Source organism: Pseudarthrobacter sp. B907 (assembly GCF_040137805.1).
GTDB lineage: Bacteria > Actinomycetota > Actinomycetes > Actinomycetales > Micrococcaceae > Arthrobacter.
On sequence record NZ_JBEEQE010000006.1, the window covers coordinates 152,425 to 166,401 of the forward strand.

Here is a 13,977-nt window from a genome sequence, read left to right on the forward strand (position 1 = left end):
GGCCTCACTTGTTGCTTCGCCGGAGCGGATTACTTCCTGGCGGAGCCCTTCGGGACGAAAAGCGTCTCCGCGTGCTCCAGGGCCATGCCGTTGGTCTCCGGCACCTTGAACATCACAAAGAAGAACGACGCCGCCGCGAACAAGGCGTACATGGCGTACGTCAGCGGCAGCGAGGCCGCCGCCATCACCGGGAAGCTCAGCGTGATCGCGAAGTTGGCGATCCACTGGGCGGCCGCGGCCAGGCCCAGGGCGCGGGCGCGGATGCGGGACGGGAAGATCTCACCCAGCAGCACCCAGACCAATGGGCCCCACGAGGCGCCGAAGCTGATGACGAAGACGTTGGCGGCCACCAGGGCGGCAGGGCCCCAGGCGCCGGGAAGGGTGATCGCGTCGCCGGAACCGGTGGCGGAACCGAAGGCGACGGCCATGGTCGCCAGCGAAACGGCCATGCCGATGGAGCCAGCAAGCATGATGGGGCGGCGGCCGATCCGGTCCACCAGCGCGATCGCCACGAGGGTCACCAGGATGTTCGTGATCGCGGTGGCCACGGAAATCGTGAGCGAGTCCTTCTCCTGGAAACCCACGGCCTTCCAGAGTGTCGTGGAGTAGTAGAAGATCACGTTGATGCCGACGAACTGCTGGAGCACGGAGAGGATGATGCCGATCCACACCACGGGCTGCAGCCCCAGCGCCTTGCCGCGCAGCGACCCCTTCTGGCCCGCGAGCTGGTCCTCCTCGATGGCCTTCTTGATGTCCCGCAGGTGGCGGTCGGTGTCGTCGTCCGGGGCGATGGATTCGAAGACCTTGAGGGCTTCCTCGTCCTTGCCCTTGAACACCAGGAAACGCGGCGATTCGGGCAGCGTGAAGGCGATCCAGCCGTAGACGACGGCGGGGACGGCGCCGGCGATGAACATCCAGCGCCAGGCCTCGACGCCGAACCACAGGTTCTGGTCGGCGCCGCCGGCGAAGTTCGCGAACACGGCGTCGGAGAGCAGGGCGGCGAAGATACCGGTGGTGATGGCGAGCTGCTGCAGCGACGCCAGCCGGCCACGGACGTGCCGCGGCGAGATCTCGGAGATGTAGGCCGGCGCGATCACCGAGGCCAGGCCGATGCCCAGGCCGCCGATGAGGCGCCAGAAGATCAGGTCCCAGACGCCGAAGGCGAAGCCGGTGCCGATGGCGCTCACCAGGAACAGCAGGGCGCCGATCTTCATGGCGGGGATCCGGCCGTAGCGGTCCGCGACCTTGCCGGCGAGGTAGGCGCCGGCCGCGCAGCCGAGCAGGGCCACGGCGACGGCGAACCCTGTCACGCCCTCGCTGAGCGCGAATTCGTCCTTGATGGCGTCGACGGCGCCGTTGACGACCGAGGAATCGAAGCCGAAGAGGAAGCCGCCAACGGCGCCCGCCACGGCCAGCCAAATGACCCGTTTGGGGATCTTGGCGACGGTCTGGTCTTGGGTGGTGGTCATGTGGCTCCCTCGGCAATTCGTGGTCCACGGCTCGCGCCGCAACTACCCAGTCTTACACCGGTGCCACTGCGGTCCCTGTCACAGGGCGCCGAAAGTGAGATGAAACATACAGTTAGCGGCCGGCCGGCAGACGCGAACGGCAGGCAGTCCAATAGACTGCCTGCCGTTTGCGTATGGCCCGGGTTTTTAGTGCGCCGGGACGGACTCCTTGGCGGCGGCCTTCGGGTCGGTGAGCTTCTTGTTCGGCAGCGCGAAGCTGATCAGGAAGGCAACGCTGGTGAGCACGGCAGCGGTGAGCATCACGGCGTCGATCGATTGGGCGAAGCCCTCCGTGATCGGCCGGGTCAGCGCCGAGTTGGCGGTGTGCAGCCAGCTCGTGTCGTTCAGCGAGTCGTTGCTGGCGCCGTTCTTGAAGAACTCGTAGAGCTTGGCGTTGGCGGGGTCCGCAGCCACGGCCGGGTCCTTGAGCACCTTGAGGTAGTCCGCGTTCTGCACGGCGTCCTTCATCCCGGTGGCGATCTTGTCCGCGGCGAGGCTGAACAGCATCGAGATGAGCACGGCCGTGCCCACGGCGCCGCCCATGGAGCGGAAGAACGCGGCGGAGGAGGTGCCCACGCCCATGTCCTTGGCCGGGACGGAGACCTGCATGGCCAGGGTGAGCGGCTGCATGCAGAAGCCCAGGCCCAGGCCGAAGAACACGGCGATCGCACCGGGCACCCAGAGCGGGGTGTCCACGCCGAGGGAGAGGCCCATCACGACGGCGGCAGCGGTCAGGACGGCGGTGCCCAGGATCGGGAAGATCCGGTAGGTGCCCGACGCCGAAATGGTCCGGCCCGCCGTGATGGAGCCGGTCAGGATGCCCACGGTGAAGGTGATCATCATCAGGCCCGCCTCGGTGGGGGTCAGGCCCTTGACCAGCTGCAGGTACATCGGCAGCATCGCGATGGCGCCGAACATGCCGACGCCGATGATGAAGTTCAGCAGCGAGGAGAGCCCGAAGGTGATGTTCTGGAACAGCCGCAGCGGGATCAGGGCGTAGTCGCCGGCACGCTTCTCGGCGAGCAGGAACGCGACGATGCCGAGCACGCCAAGGCCATAGCAGAGGAAGGATCCCGCAGAGGTCCAGCCCCAGGTGCGGCCCTGTTCGGCGACCAGGAGCAGCGGCACGATCGCCAGGGTGATGGCGGCGGCGCCCCAGTAGTCGATCTTCTGCTTGAGGTGCTTGGCCGGCAGGTGCAAGTACAGGAACACCACGGCCAGGGCGGCCAGGCCGATCGGAATGTTGATGAAGAAGACCCAGCGCCACCCGTCGAAGCCCAGGATCGTAGTGGTGCCGGCGAAGGCGCCGCCGATGACGGGCCCCAGCACGGAGGAGATGCCGAAGACCGACATGAAATAGCCCTGGAACTTGGCGCGGTCCTTCAGCGCCACGATGTCCCCGATGATGGTCAGCGCGAGGGCCAGCAGGCCGCCGGCGCCCATGCCCTGGATGCCGCGGGCAATGGCGAGTTCGGTCATCGAGTGCACCGAGCCGGCGTACAACGAGCCGGCCAGGAAGATCAGGATGGCGGCGAGGTAGAGCGGGCGGCGGCCAAAGATGTCGCTGAGCTTGCCGTAGAGCGGGGTGCTGACCGTGGAGGTGATCAGATACGCCGTCGTGGCCCAGGCCTGCAGCGAGAGGCCGTCCAGGTCGTTGGCGATGGTGTAGATCGAGGTGGACACAATGGTCTGGTCCAGCGACGACAGGAACATGCCGAGCATCAGGCCCACCATGACGGTGATGGTCTGACGGTGCGTCAGGACCTCGCCGGGCAGGCGTGAGGATTGGGTTTTGGACATAACTGCTCCAGGGGGAAGTTTGTGGGGGTCAAGCGTGATGGTTGCTTTCAGTAACTATCTTACCGGCTGCTTTGTTCCCGGCCGCATCCCCGTCCGCCTCCCCGCCCCCGGCGCGCTGGCCGGGGAGCCGCTCAGCGTTCCAGCAGGATCCCGTCCGGGTCGCACCAGATCCGCTGGCCCGGCCGGACGGCGACGCCGTCGATGTCCAGCTCCACGTCGGTCTCGCCGGCCCCGGCCTTGGCACTCTTGCGCGGGTTGCTGCCGAGTGCCTTCACCCCGAGCGGCAGTCGGGCGATCGCCACCCGGTCCCGGATCGCACCGTTGATCACGACGCCGGCCCACCCGTTCTCGACGGCGCTCGCCGCGATCATGTCCCCCATCAGCGCCGTGCGGAGCGAGCCGCCGCCGTCGACCACCAGCACGGCGCCGTTGCCAGGGGAGCCCAGCAAGGCCTTGACCAGGGCGTTGTCCTCCCGGCAGCGGATGGTGCGCACCGGGCCGCTGAAGTGGCTGAGGCCGCCGAGGGACTGGAACTGCAAGGCGATGGAGTCCAGCTCATCGCCCCGCTCGTCGAAGAGGTCGGCGGTGTTGATCTGGTTCGCGGGGTTCGCGGGGGAGTCGGGCACGGGTTCTCCTCGTTCTCGGCAATAGCTGGCGGGTGTTGATGCCCACGATAGTCTGGGCCCACACTGATCATCAGCTGCAGTCATCAGTTCCGGGGGGAACCACATGAGCCTGTCCGACACCGCTCCGGCGGCGCTTGCCGAACCGGAACGCCGCGTCCGCCCGGTGTGGACCGCCGGCGTCGTGCTGGTCAACGTGGGGATCAACGCGGCGTTCTTCGGCCCGCTGCAGGTGCTCCTCGGCCAGCAGGCCGCGGCCTTCAATGAGGGCGAGAAAGAGGCCATCCTCGCCCTCGTGACCGGGGCAGGGGCGGCGGTGTCGCTCGTGGCCAACCCGCTGTTCGGCGCACTCAGCGACCGGACCGTGGCCCGCCGCGGCCGCCGGGTGCCCTGGGTACTCTTCGGCGCCATCCTCGGCGCGGCCGCCCTGATTGCGCTCGCCGGCGCCCCGAACGTCGCCGTGATGACGATCCTCTGGTGCCTCGTGCAGGCCGGCTGCAACGGCGCCTACGCCGCCATCACCGCCGCCATTCCGGACCGGGTGCCCGCGCCGCAGCGCGGCACGGTGGGAGGCCTCGCCGCGATGGGCCAGACGGTGGGCATCCTCGCCGGCGCGGTGATCGCCGCCGTCGTCTCCGGCAACTTCGCGCTTGGCTACCTGGTGTGCGCGCTGGCGCTGCTGGCCGGCGTCGTGCTGTATTTCTTCAAGAACGACGACGTCGCGCTGCCGCGGGACGGGCGGCCGCCCTTCCGGCTGGCGGAATTTGCGATGAACTTCTGGATTTCTCCGGCCGGGTACCCGGACTTCGCCTGGGCCTGGTTGACCCGGCTGCTGGTGAACATCGGCAACCACATGATCACGCTGTACCTGCTGTTCTTCCTCACCGACGCGGTGCGCCTGCCCCAGACGCAGGGCCTGGCGGCGGAGACCGGCGTCCTGATCCTCACCGGCCTGTACGCGGTTATGGTCATCATCACCAGTGTGATCGGCGGCCGGCTGAGCGACCGGATGGGCCGGCGCAAACCGCTCGTTATCCTCTCCTCGGCGGTCATCGCCGTGGCCGCGCTGGTCCTGGCCGTGGCCCCGACCTGGCCCGGGGCGCTGATCGGAGCCTCGGTGCTGGGCATCGGCTTCGGCGCCTACCTGGCCGTCGACTTCGCCCTGATCACCGAGGTGCTGCCCACCGCACTGAACCGGGGCAAGGACCTGGGCGTCATCAACATCGCCAATTCGCTGCCCCAGGTGATCGCGCCGCTCATCGCCTACCCGTTTGTGGCGTTGTGGGGCGGGTACGTTTCGCTCTACCTGGCGGCCGCGGCGATCGGCCTGCTGGGCGCCGTCTTTGTGGTGAAGATCAAGGGCGTGGACTAGGGGTTCGGGGTCCCGTTTGACTGGCATCGGGCCCGGTTCCGTGACGTATAGTGGACGGGATTCCCGAGGCAGCGCTGTGGACTGAACGTGCCGGCTGCCGAGAAAAACGACCCCGGAACGCTGCTGATGCCTGAATTCCCTTCGGATCTTCCGCCAATGGCCCCGCCGCCCACCCTGCCCCGGCAGCGGCGTCGCTATGCGCGGATCCTCGAGATCTCGGCTGGTTTTGCCCGGAAGGGCCTGGACTCCGTGGTGCTCTCCGAGGTGGCGGCCAAGGCGGACGTCCCGCTGGGCACCCTGTACCGCTATTTCCCCTCGCCGACCCAGCTGATGTTGGCTCTTTACCGCAAGCAGCTCGGCGAGCTGCACCTCGGCGAGTGGCCGTCCGGGGCCAAGGTTCCGGCGCATGCGCTGGTGGGGGTGGTGATGGAGATCTTCCACATGCGCCTTATGCAGCCTGCCGTGGAGCAATGCCTGAACCGGGTGGTCTACGCCAAGGACACGGACACCACCCGGCTGCTCCGGGACATCGACGCGACCGCGGAGAAGGCCGTCACCGTGGTCAGCGGCGACCCCGCCGTCTCGCGGGTCCTGCTGCTCACCGTCACGGGCCTGGTCCAGTCGGTCCGCTGCCGCCGGCTCTCGCTCTTCGAAGCCGAGGAAGACCTGAAGAAGGCCTGCTCCCTGCTTTCCCGGGAGCACGGGGCCGCGTAGCTGGTCTAGACCAGTTACCCCAATGTGTCCGGGTGAATCTTCGCGCCGGCCCTGCGTTGTCTACCATGGCAGAACCGGAGCGGCGCGAGCCAGCACTTCCGGGAGCTTCACCGCAGGCCCGCCACCCCGGGGCCGCCCGCGAAGTTCCCCCCCGACCATCTCGGGCACCACTGCGCGTGCCCCAGCAGCCAAGTGCCGTACGCCCACGGTGAGCCCCAGGAGACAACGACGTGTCCATTGAAACCATCATTCCCGCCAATTCCACCGCCCCGGACTCGGCCGCAAATGCGCCCGTAACGGCGCTCAGCGACGAGGAAATCTTCGCCTCCCACCAGGGCGGCAAGCTCTCCATCGCCAGCACCGTCCCGCTAGAGAGCAAACGCGATCTCTCCATCGCTTACACGCCCGGCGTCGCCCAGGTCAGCCGCGCCATCGCGGCCAACCCGGAGCTGGCCAAAACCCTCACCTGGGCCCAGCGCCTCGTGGTTGTGGTCAGCGACGGCACCGCCGTTCTGGGCCTCGGCGACATCGGCGCCAGCGCCTCGCTGCCCGTGATGGAAGGCAAATCCGCCCTCTTCAAGACGTTCGGCGACCTGGACTCCATCCCGCTGGTCCTCAACACCACCGACGTCGACGAGATCATCGAGACCCTGGTCCGGCTCCGCCCCAGCTTCGGCGCGGTCAACCTCGAAGACATCTCCGCCCCCCGCTGCTTCGAACTCGAAGAAAAGCTGATCGAAGCCCTCGACTGCCCCGTCATGCACGATGACCAGCACGGCACCGCCGTGGTCGTCCTGGCCGCGCTCACCAATGCCGCCAAGGTCACCTCCCGCGAGCTGGAGGGGCTCCGCGTGGTCGTGTCCGGCGCCGGCGCGGCCGGCATCGCCGTCGCCGAAATCCTGCTGACCGCCGGCATCGACGACGTCGTGCTGCTGGACTCCCGCGGCGTGATCAACCGGGACCGTGCCGACATCGCCGCGGACCCGGCCAGCAAGAAGGCCCAGCTCGCGGCCCGCAGCAACCCCCGCGGCGTGACCGGCGGCCCCGGCGAGGCCCTGCTCGGCGCCGACGTGTTCATCGGCGTCTCCTCGTCCCGGCTGGACGAAGAGCACCTCAAGCTGATGAACCACAGCGCGATTGTCTTCGCCCTCTCCAACCCGGACCCCGAGGTGCTGCCGGAGGTTGCGTCCAAGTACGCGGCCGTCGTCGCCACCGGCCGCAGCGACTTCCCCAACCAGATCAACAACGTGCTGGCCTTCCCCGGCATCTTCCGCGGCGCCCTCGACGCCGGCGCCCGCCGGATCACCCCGGAGATGAAGCTGGCCGCGGCCCGCGCCATCGCCGAACTCGCCGAGGACGAGCTCTCCGCCGACTACATCGTGCCGAGCCCGCTGGACCCGCGCGTCGCCCCGGCCGTCTCGGCCGCCGTCGCCGCTGCGGTGGAGGCGGGCTAAATAACCGGCGCCGTCGCCGGCCCTAGACTGGGGCGATGAACCCCGAGACTGTTGTGACGGTCCTCTGCGGCCTGGCCATCCTGGTGGGCGTGGCCGGCATCATCATCCCCGTGCTGCCCGGCAGCATCCTGATCGCCCTGAGCCTGCTGGCCTGGGCCATCTGGGGAGGGGCCGGCACCACGGGCTGGGTGGTGTTCGGGGTCGGCGTGGTCCTGGTGCTGGCCGGGATGGCCGCCAGTGCCGTGCTCACGGGCCGGAAGCTCAAGCAGCACAGCATTCCCGGCCGGTCCGTCGTCGCCGGCCTGGTGTTCGGCGTCGTCGGCATGTTCCTCATTCCGGTGGTGGGGCTCTTCGTCGGCTTCGCGGCCGGGCTGCTGCTCAGCGAACTGCACCGCACCCGCGCCTGGCGCACCGCGGTCACCTCCAGCTGGGCTGCGCTAAAGGCCACCGGCCTGGGCATGATCACCGAGTTCGGGCTGGCGTGCCTGGCCGCGAGTACCTGGGTGATCGGCGTCTGGGTGGCGGCCGCCGCTTAGCCGTTCGGCCCAGGGGCCCTATTAGCATGGAAGAATGAGCGCCGGACAGTCCTTGGGACCCATCTATCGCGACACCCGCGACCTCACGCCGTTCGGTAGCCCGCAGGTCCGCACGCCGGTGCGGGATATCGCGGACGGCGTCGGCGGCATGCTGCACACGGCGCTCGGCGGCCGGAGCGGGGCACTGCTTAGCGTGGACGGCACCATCCCCCGGCTAAAGCGGATCTCCGGGAAGGCAGCCAGGGCGGTGTACGAGGCGACCTTCCACAACACCGACCCCAACCGGTTGATCGCCGCGGGCCGCGCCTACCCCGGCTGGGCCGGCCTTTGCTATGTGCTGGCCGGGCTCCTCGCGCACCAGCAAGGCGGCTACCTCCGCGCCTCGGAACTCCTCCAGCGCGGCCTCACCACCAGGAACGACGACGACGCCAACCAGTTCGCGTCCGGCTACCTGACCCGGGTGGTCACCCGGGTTGAGGTGGCCGAGCGCCTTGAGGTTCCCGTTCTCTTCAGCGAGGAAGCGGTGTTCCTGGCGCTTTCGCACTCCCTGCGCGAGACAGGCCACCTCGAGGCGGCGCTGCAGACCGTTGCCTCGTTGCCGCCTTCGCTGCCCGCGGCTCTGGCCCGGTGCTCGGTAGCGTTTGCGCTGGGCCGGGACAAGGAAGTGACCGTCTGGACCGAGGGGCTGTCGAATGCCGATGACCTCTCGGCCGCGCTGCTGCTGATCCGGGCCCGGTCGCTGCGCCGCCTCGGTGCGTCCAAGGCCTCCCAGGCGGCCTTGAAGGAAGTTCTCCGGCGGCGGAAGACCCACCTGACGTTCCGCAATGATGCCCTGACGGACCGCGCCTTGCTGCTCCTGGACAACGGCCGCAAGTCACTGAATCCCCGCGACTGGCTGCGCGGCAGGCCCGCCGAGCTCGAAACTTTTGACGTCATCCGCAAGGACGCGGAAGAACGCAGGCTCTGGGAACAGGAATGGAAGGCGCTGAACGGGGAATGATCCGTTGCGGGCGGATGCGGCGGGCTACTGCCAGGCAATCCCCGCGAGCACCGGAACCAGCTGCTCGGCCAGCAGCACCAGCCCCAGGGTAACCATGATGACCCCGCTGGCCAGTGTCACCCGTTTTGCCGCGCCGGGGCGGGAATGCAGGAGCTTGCGGGCCAGCAGCGCCACGCAGCTGTAGATGACGGCCACCAGCAGCACAAAGGTGAGGCCCAGCAGGCCGGACTGCAGCGGCACCGGCAGGGCGGCGTCCGTGCTGACGAACTGCGGGACCAGGGCGAGGAAGAACAGCAGCCCCTTCGGGTTGATGCCGCTCGTACCCATGCCCTCCAGGAAGATCCGGAACTGGTTGGCGGGTGCCGGGGCGGGGGCCGTGGATCCGGCGGGTGAAGGAGCACCGAAGCTGGCGCCCCGCCACGACCGCACCGTGCCGGCGCCCAGCCACAGCAGGTAGGCCGCACCCGCCACCGTCAGCCAGCCAAGGAGTCCGGGCATGCCGGTGATCACCGCGGCCAGCCCGGCGGTCAGAAGTGCCGTATGAACGACGTACCCGCCGCACAGGCCGGCAACCGCGGGCACGAAGCTGCGCTCCCTCAGCCCGGCCGCAATCGAGTAGGCCCAGTCCACGCCCGGCGTGCAGGCGAGGGCCACGGCGACGCCAATGAAAGCGAAAAAGAGCTGGGGGTTCATGGCGGTCTCCTGAGGCTGCGGCTACAGAGCCAAGCCTAGGAATTTCCGGCCCATAAGTGTTCACTGATTTCGCTCAGAAATCCGCGCCCACGGTAAGGTTATTGCGTGATCGACCACATTGACAGAAGTATTTTGCGTCACCTCCGCGAGGACGGGAGGATGACTGCCACGGCGCTCGCCGCGAAGGTGGGCCTGACCGTGGCGCCGTGCCACCGCAGGCTCCGTGAACTGGAGGCCACTGGCGTGATCCGGGGGTACCGCGCCGACATCGACTCGGCCGCGGTCGGCCTCGGCTTCGAGGCCATTGTCTTTGTCACGCTGCGGCAGGTGGACCGCGCCACCATGGAGATCTTCGAGAACCGGGTGGCGGAGAACCCGAACATCGTCGAGGCGCAGCGGCTCTTCGGCGAACCCGACTACCTGCTGAAGGTCATTGCGGAGGACCTGCCGGCGTACCAGCGCTTTTACGACGCCGAACTCACCTCGCTGCCCGGCGTCGAGCGGCTGACCTCCACCCTGGTGATGAAGAACCTGAAGGCAAACGCCGGGCCGCCGGTCTGATCTGCGCTATCTGTGAGTCGGCTCCGCTCACCCGTCCAGCAGTGCCGTGGTCCGGTAGGGGATGACCTCGCGCAGGAACATGCTCGTGGAGGTCCGCACAATGCCCGGGCAGAGGCGGATTTCCTCGGAGACCCGGTAAAGGTCGTCGGGGCTGGTCGCCACCACCCGGATCAGCAGGTCGGTGTCTCCGGCGGGCGCGTGGCACTCCAGCACCTCCGGGATGTTCCGCAGCGCGGCGATCGCCTCATTCAGATGGCTCTGGTCCAGTTCCGCGCTCACCGCCGCCGCCACCCCGCGGCCCAGCGCGGAGGGAAGCACCCTGCTGCTGTTGGGCCGCAGCGCGCCCGACGCCGTCATCCGCTCCAGGCGGGACTGCACGGTTCCGCGGGCCAGGCCGAGTTTCTGGGCCAGCACCATGATGGGGACCCGGGGGTCCGCGTCGAGAGCCAGAAGGATCCGCCGGTCCGTCGCGTCCAGCTGCTGCAATCTGACCACTTCCTGCCAATCATTGAGATGCGCTCTGGTCAGTCTGACCAGTATGCGCGATGTCCGTTGCACCAACTGTATGGCTCCTGCTCAAATAGTGGCAACAAGGATGCGGGCCACCGCCGGCACCCCGAAGGCTACGGATCCCCCGGCACACCACCCGGAATCCCGATCAGGCCCCCGCGAGGAGCCCGCCGCTGATTGACTCTTGTTCACGCATCGTCATTCCGCACACCCTTTCGGCAAGAGCCCCTGAGCCCCCGACGTCGGATCTCCGAAGTCGGTGGCTGAGGGGCTCTTGTGTTGTCCGGCATAGGCTGGTGTCATGACAGCAGCCGGTCGTTTCGCCCCCAGCCCCTCCGGGGAACTGCATGTGGGCAACCTGCGCACCGCCATCCTCGCCTGGCTCTTCGCCCGGTCCACCGGCCGGCGCTTCCTGATGCGGGTGGAAGACCTTGACCGGGCCCGGGCCGGTGCCGAGGCGGAGCAGCTCCGCGACCTGGCGGCGATCGGCGTGGACTGGGACGGCGGCGTCGTCCGCCAGACGGAGCGTGAGCACCTCTACACGGAGGCAATCGAGCGGCTCACCGCGGCCGGCCTGACTTACGAATGCTTCTGCACCCGCAGCGAAATCCAGGAGGCACCTTCCGCGCCGCACGCCCCGCAGGGCGCGTATCCCGGCACCTGCCGGGACCTGTCCGAGACTGACCGCGCGGCGAAGCGCGCCGTCCGGCCCGCGGCGGTCCGGCTCCGCGCGGAGGTTGCCGAGGCGACCTTGCAGGACGTGCTGCATGGCAGTTTCACCGGCGTCGTGGATGACTTTGTGCTCCGCCGCAACGACGGGGTCGCCGCGTACAACCTGGCCGTCGTGGTGGACGACGCGGCGCAGGGCATTGACCAGGTTGTCCGCGGCGACGACCTGCTCCCCTCCACCCCGCGGCAGGCCTACCTGGCCACCCTGTTAGATATTCCCGTTCCGGAATATGCCCACGTGCCGCTCGTGCTGAACGCCGACGGCGCCCGTCTCGCCAAGCGCGACGGGGCGGTCACGCTCGCGGACCTCGCCGCCGCCGGGGTTTCCGTGGAGGAGGTGCGGGATGCGCTGCTGGGCTCGCTGGGCCTGCCCGCGGGATCCCTGGAGAGCGCGCTGGCCGCGTTTGCCCCCGCCGCACTGCCCCGGGAGCCGTGGGTGTGGCCGGGGCTGGGCGGGCGCGGCGCGTAGGCTGGAAGCATGTCAGAACCAGAGTTCAGCGAAGCGCCCTCCCCGCGGCCCGGATTTACCGTCGAGACCGCCAAGGTCCTCGCCGAGGTGGCCCACAACCGGCAGAAGGACAAGCTCAAGCGGCCCTACCGCGAGCACGTGATCGCCGTCGGCGATGCGCTGGCCGACTTCGACGACGACATCCGGATCGCCGGGTACCTGCACGACATCGCGGAGGACACCCCGATGACGCGGCAGGCGCTGCTGGACATGGGCGTGTCCGAGCGGGCCGTGGACATCATCGAGCGGGTCACGAAGCGCCTGCACGAGAATCCGGACGACTACCAGGCTGGCATCCGGTACATCGCCGAGGACCACGACGCGACCCTGGTCAAGATCGCCGACAACGCGCACAACTCCCTGCCCGAACGGGTCCGGGCGCTGGCCGAGAAGTGGCCGGACAAGCCGCCGGTCACCCGCTACGCCGACGCCCGGCCGGTGCTGTACGCCGCGGTCCCGGTAGAGGAAACCCGCAAGATCCTGGCCCGGATCAACCCGTGGCTGCTGGAGGAACTCGACGACATGCTCGACGAGGCCGACGATACCGACTACGAAAACCTCTCCTACGACGACGCCCCGTAGAGGCTAGACGCGGCCCAGCAGGTCGATGTCCTCGAGGAACTCCTGCTGCACCTCGGCGCTGACGGTGGTCCGGGTGTCCGCGATCGCGTCGAGGTAGTCCTGCGTGGCGGGTCCCTTCCGGACGGCCTCCCGGACTGAGGCCCCGCCAGCGGAGGCGGCCCCGCCGTCGTCGTACACCGCTTTTTCCAGCGCCCGCTGGGAGGCGCTGCGCGCCGCGTATTCGATGTCCGCGGGGGAGAAGCCCTCGGTACGGTCCACCAGCAGCTCCACGTCCACGTCGTCCACCACGGTTGCCGGGACGAAGCGTTGCCACATGGCCTCGCGGGCCAGGCGGTCCGGCAGGCCGATCGGGATGACGTAGTCGAAGCGGCCGTGGCGCAGGAACGCGGAGTCCAGGGCGCGGATGAAGTTGGTGGCGCAGACCAGCAGCCGGCCCGGCTGTTCGCGGAACGCCGGGATGATCTTCAGCAGCTCGTTGGTGACGCCCTGCAGCGGCGACGGCGGATCCCCGGCCCGCTGCGAGGCGATTTCCTCCACCTCGTCGATGAACACCACGGCGTGCTCCAGCTCGGCGATCTCCAGGAAGGTCTCGCGCAGCGCGCCGGCCAGACCCTTTGGATCGGAGGCCAGCCGGGACGGGAAGACCTCCACGAACGGCCACTCCAGGCGGGAAGCGATTGCCTTGGCGAAGGTCGTCTTGCCGGTGCCGGGCGGCCCGAACAGCACAACGGCGCGCGGCGGGACCACACCGTATTCGTCGGCGAGGTCCGCCTCGGCCAGCGGCAGCACCAGACGGCGCTCCAGGAGCTCCTTTTCGTTCCGCATGCCGGCAACGTTTTCCCAGAGGTCGCGGGCCAGGATCCGGCCGCCGAGCTGGCTCAGCGGTTCGAGCTCCTGCCGCTGGACCGGGATTTTGCGTTCGAAGTAGCGCAGGTTTTTCTTCAGCACGAAGCCGCGGCTCAGGAAGGCCTCGACGCGGGTTTCGGATTCCGGCATGAGCGCGGAGAGCTTGTTCAGCCCGTGCGGCGCCATCCGGTTTTCGACCGCGGCCAGCAGCGAGGTGCCGATCCCGCGGCCGCGAAACTCGGGGAGGGTGGCCAGGAAAACGATCCAGCCCTGGTCGTGCGCGGCGCGGCCGACGGCGGCGCCCACCACCTGCTCGCCCTGCACCGCGACGACGGCGTGGTCCTTCTCGCAGGAGGCAAGGACCTCGGAGAGCGCGTAGACCGGCTCGACGTTGGTGGCCTTGAGGGATTCCCAGAGGTGCAGGATCCCGTCCAGATCGGCCGAGTGGAAATCCCTGATTCGCCAGTTGGTCATGAGGTGTCTCCCGGGTGGTTCGTCGCTGAGCCAGGTGGAACTACTTTCCTCCGAGCTTAGGCGAACC

General features: G+C 68.6%; 14 protein-coding genes. 8 read left to right on the forward strand and 6 right to left on the reverse strand.

What is annotated here, in order from left to right; genetic code table 11:
• Positions 1-29: 29 nt before the first annotated feature.
• From ABLI39_RS07420 to rraA, 3 genes are all read right to left on the reverse strand, one after another.
• Complete coding sequence (locus ABLI39_RS07420) at positions 30-1,469, reverse strand: sugar porter family MFS transporter (RefSeq protein ID WP_349412803.1); 1,440 nt, start codon at positions 1,467-1,469, stop codon at positions 30-32.
• 186 nt (positions 1,470-1,655) lie between these two features.
• The gene (locus ABLI39_RS07425) at positions 1,656-3,308 is read right to left on the reverse strand and encodes an MDR family MFS transporter (protein WP_349412804.1); all 1,653 of its coding nucleotides are present in this window, start codon (positions 3,306-3,308) and stop codon (positions 1,656-1,658) included.
• A 131-nt stretch (positions 3,309-3,439) separates the two neighbouring features.
• Complete coding sequence (gene rraA, locus ABLI39_RS07430) at positions 3,440-3,934, reverse strand: ribonuclease E activity regulator RraA (protein ID WP_349412805.1); 495 nt, start codon at positions 3,932-3,934, stop codon at positions 3,440-3,442.
• Positions 3,935-4,037: 103 nt separating this feature from the next.
• Between rraA and ABLI39_RS07435 the strand changes: the two genes are divergently transcribed.
• The 5 genes from ABLI39_RS07435 to ABLI39_RS07455 all read left to right on the forward strand — a co-directional run bounded on the left by ABLI39_RS07435 (position 4,038) and on the right by ABLI39_RS07455 (position 9,007).
• Positions 4,038-5,303, forward strand: coding sequence for an MFS transporter (locus ABLI39_RS07435; protein ID WP_349412806.1), 1,266 nt, complete (start codon positions 4,038-4,040; stop codon positions 5,301-5,303).
• A 126-nt stretch (positions 5,304-5,429) separates the two neighbouring features.
• Positions 5,430-6,017: a TetR/AcrR family transcriptional regulator gene (locus ABLI39_RS07440; protein ID WP_349412807.1), complete on the forward strand. Its 588-nt coding sequence runs from the start codon at positions 5,430-5,432 to the stop codon at positions 6,015-6,017.
• Positions 6,018-6,247: 230 nt separating this feature from the next.
• A complete protein-coding gene (locus tag ABLI39_RS07445) occupies positions 6,248-7,471 on the forward strand; it encodes an NAD(P)-dependent malic enzyme (RefSeq protein WP_502935202.1) in 1,224 nt (407 codons plus the stop codon).
• Between the two features lie 35 nt (positions 7,472-7,506).
• Positions 7,507-8,007, forward strand: a complete 501-nt coding sequence (locus ABLI39_RS07450; RefSeq protein WP_349412808.1) for a DUF456 domain-containing protein — start codon at positions 7,507-7,509, stop codon at positions 8,005-8,007.
• Positions 8,008-8,041: 34 nt separating this feature from the next.
• Positions 8,042-9,007 carry a hypothetical protein gene (locus tag ABLI39_RS07455; RefSeq protein ID WP_349412809.1) on the forward strand — a complete coding sequence of 322 codons (966 nt, stop codon included), beginning with the start codon at positions 8,042-8,044 and terminating at the stop codon, positions 9,005-9,007.
• A gap of 24 nt (positions 9,008-9,031) precedes the next feature.
• Here the strand turns inward: ABLI39_RS07455 and ABLI39_RS07460 are convergent, their stop codons facing one another.
• On the reverse strand, positions 9,032-9,700 hold the full coding sequence (locus ABLI39_RS07460) for a LysE family translocator (RefSeq protein ID WP_349412810.1): 669 nt from the start codon (positions 9,698-9,700) through the stop codon (positions 9,032-9,034).
• Between the two features lie 105 nt (positions 9,701-9,805).
• On the opposite strand from ABLI39_RS07460, the gene ABLI39_RS07465 reads away from it, so the two are divergent.
• Positions 9,806-10,261 carry an Lrp/AsnC family transcriptional regulator gene (locus tag ABLI39_RS07465; protein ID WP_349412811.1) on the forward strand — a complete coding sequence of 152 codons (456 nt, stop codon included), beginning with the start codon at positions 9,806-9,808 and terminating at the stop codon, positions 10,259-10,261.
• Positions 10,262-10,288: 27 nt separating this feature from the next.
• Here the strand turns inward: ABLI39_RS07465 and ABLI39_RS07470 are convergent, their stop codons facing one another.
• Positions 10,289-10,747, reverse strand: coding sequence for an Lrp/AsnC family transcriptional regulator (locus ABLI39_RS07470; RefSeq protein WP_349412866.1), 459 nt, complete (start codon positions 10,745-10,747; stop codon positions 10,289-10,291).
• Positions 10,748-11,072: 325 nt separating this feature from the next.
• Here ABLI39_RS07470 and gluQRS point away from each other — a divergent pair, with 325 nt between their 5' ends.
• Together gluQRS and ABLI39_RS07480 are read left to right on the forward strand one after the other, a co-directional pair.
• Complete coding sequence (gene gluQRS / locus ABLI39_RS07475; protein WP_349412812.1) at positions 11,073-11,969, forward strand: tRNA glutamyl-Q(34) synthetase GluQRS; 897 nt, start codon at positions 11,073-11,075, stop codon at positions 11,967-11,969.
• A 9-nt stretch (positions 11,970-11,978) separates the two neighbouring features.
• Positions 11,979-12,590, forward strand: a complete 612-nt coding sequence (locus ABLI39_RS07480) for an HD domain-containing protein (RefSeq protein ID WP_349412813.1) — start codon at positions 11,979-11,981, stop codon at positions 12,588-12,590.
• 3 nt (positions 12,591-12,593) lie between these two features.
• Here ABLI39_RS07480 and ABLI39_RS07485 read toward each other — a convergent pair whose 3' ends face one another.
• Complete coding sequence (locus ABLI39_RS07485) at positions 12,594-13,910, reverse strand: ATP-binding protein (RefSeq protein WP_349412814.1); 1,317 nt, start codon at positions 13,908-13,910, stop codon at positions 12,594-12,596.
• Positions 13,911-13,977: the final 67 nt, after the last annotated feature.

What these genes read in the sequence shown, in the direction of transcription:
- ABLI39_RS07440 (WP_349412807.1), top strand. Translation starts at nt 5,430, where the DNA reads ATGCCTGAATTCCCTTCGGATCTTCCGCCAATGGCCCCGCCGCCCACC.
- ABLI39_RS07435 (WP_349412806.1), top strand. Translation starts at nt 4,038, where the DNA reads ATGAGCCTGTCCGACACCGCTCCGGCGGCGCTTGCCGAACCGGAACGC.
- ABLI39_RS07485 (WP_349412814.1), bottom strand. Translation starts at nt 13,910, where the DNA reads ATGACCAACTGGCGAATCAGGGATTTCCACTCGGCCGATCTGGACGGG.
- ABLI39_RS07425 (WP_349412804.1), bottom strand. Translation starts at nt 3,308, where the DNA reads ATGTCCAAAACCCAATCCTCACGCCTGCCCGGCGAGGTCCTGACGCAC.
- ABLI39_RS07480 (WP_349412813.1), top strand. Translation starts at nt 11,979, where the DNA reads ATGTCAGAACCAGAGTTCAGCGAAGCGCCCTCCCCGCGGCCCGGATTT.
- ABLI39_RS07460 (WP_349412810.1), bottom strand. Translation starts at nt 9,700, where the DNA reads ATGAACCCCCAGCTCTTTTTCGCTTTCATTGGCGTCGCCGTGGCCCTC.
- ABLI39_RS07455 (WP_349412809.1), top strand. Translation starts at nt 8,042, where the DNA reads ATGAGCGCCGGACAGTCCTTGGGACCCATCTATCGCGACACCCGCGAC.
- gluQRS (WP_349412812.1), top strand. Translation starts at nt 11,073, where the DNA reads ATGACAGCAGCCGGTCGTTTCGCCCCCAGCCCCTCCGGGGAACTGCAT.
- ABLI39_RS07420 (WP_349412803.1), bottom strand. Translation starts at nt 1,469, where the DNA reads ATGACCACCACCCAAGACCAGACCGTCGCCAAGATCCCCAAACGGGTC.
- ABLI39_RS07450 (WP_349412808.1), top strand. Translation starts at nt 7,507, where the DNA reads ATGAACCCCGAGACTGTTGTGACGGTCCTCTGCGGCCTGGCCATCCTG.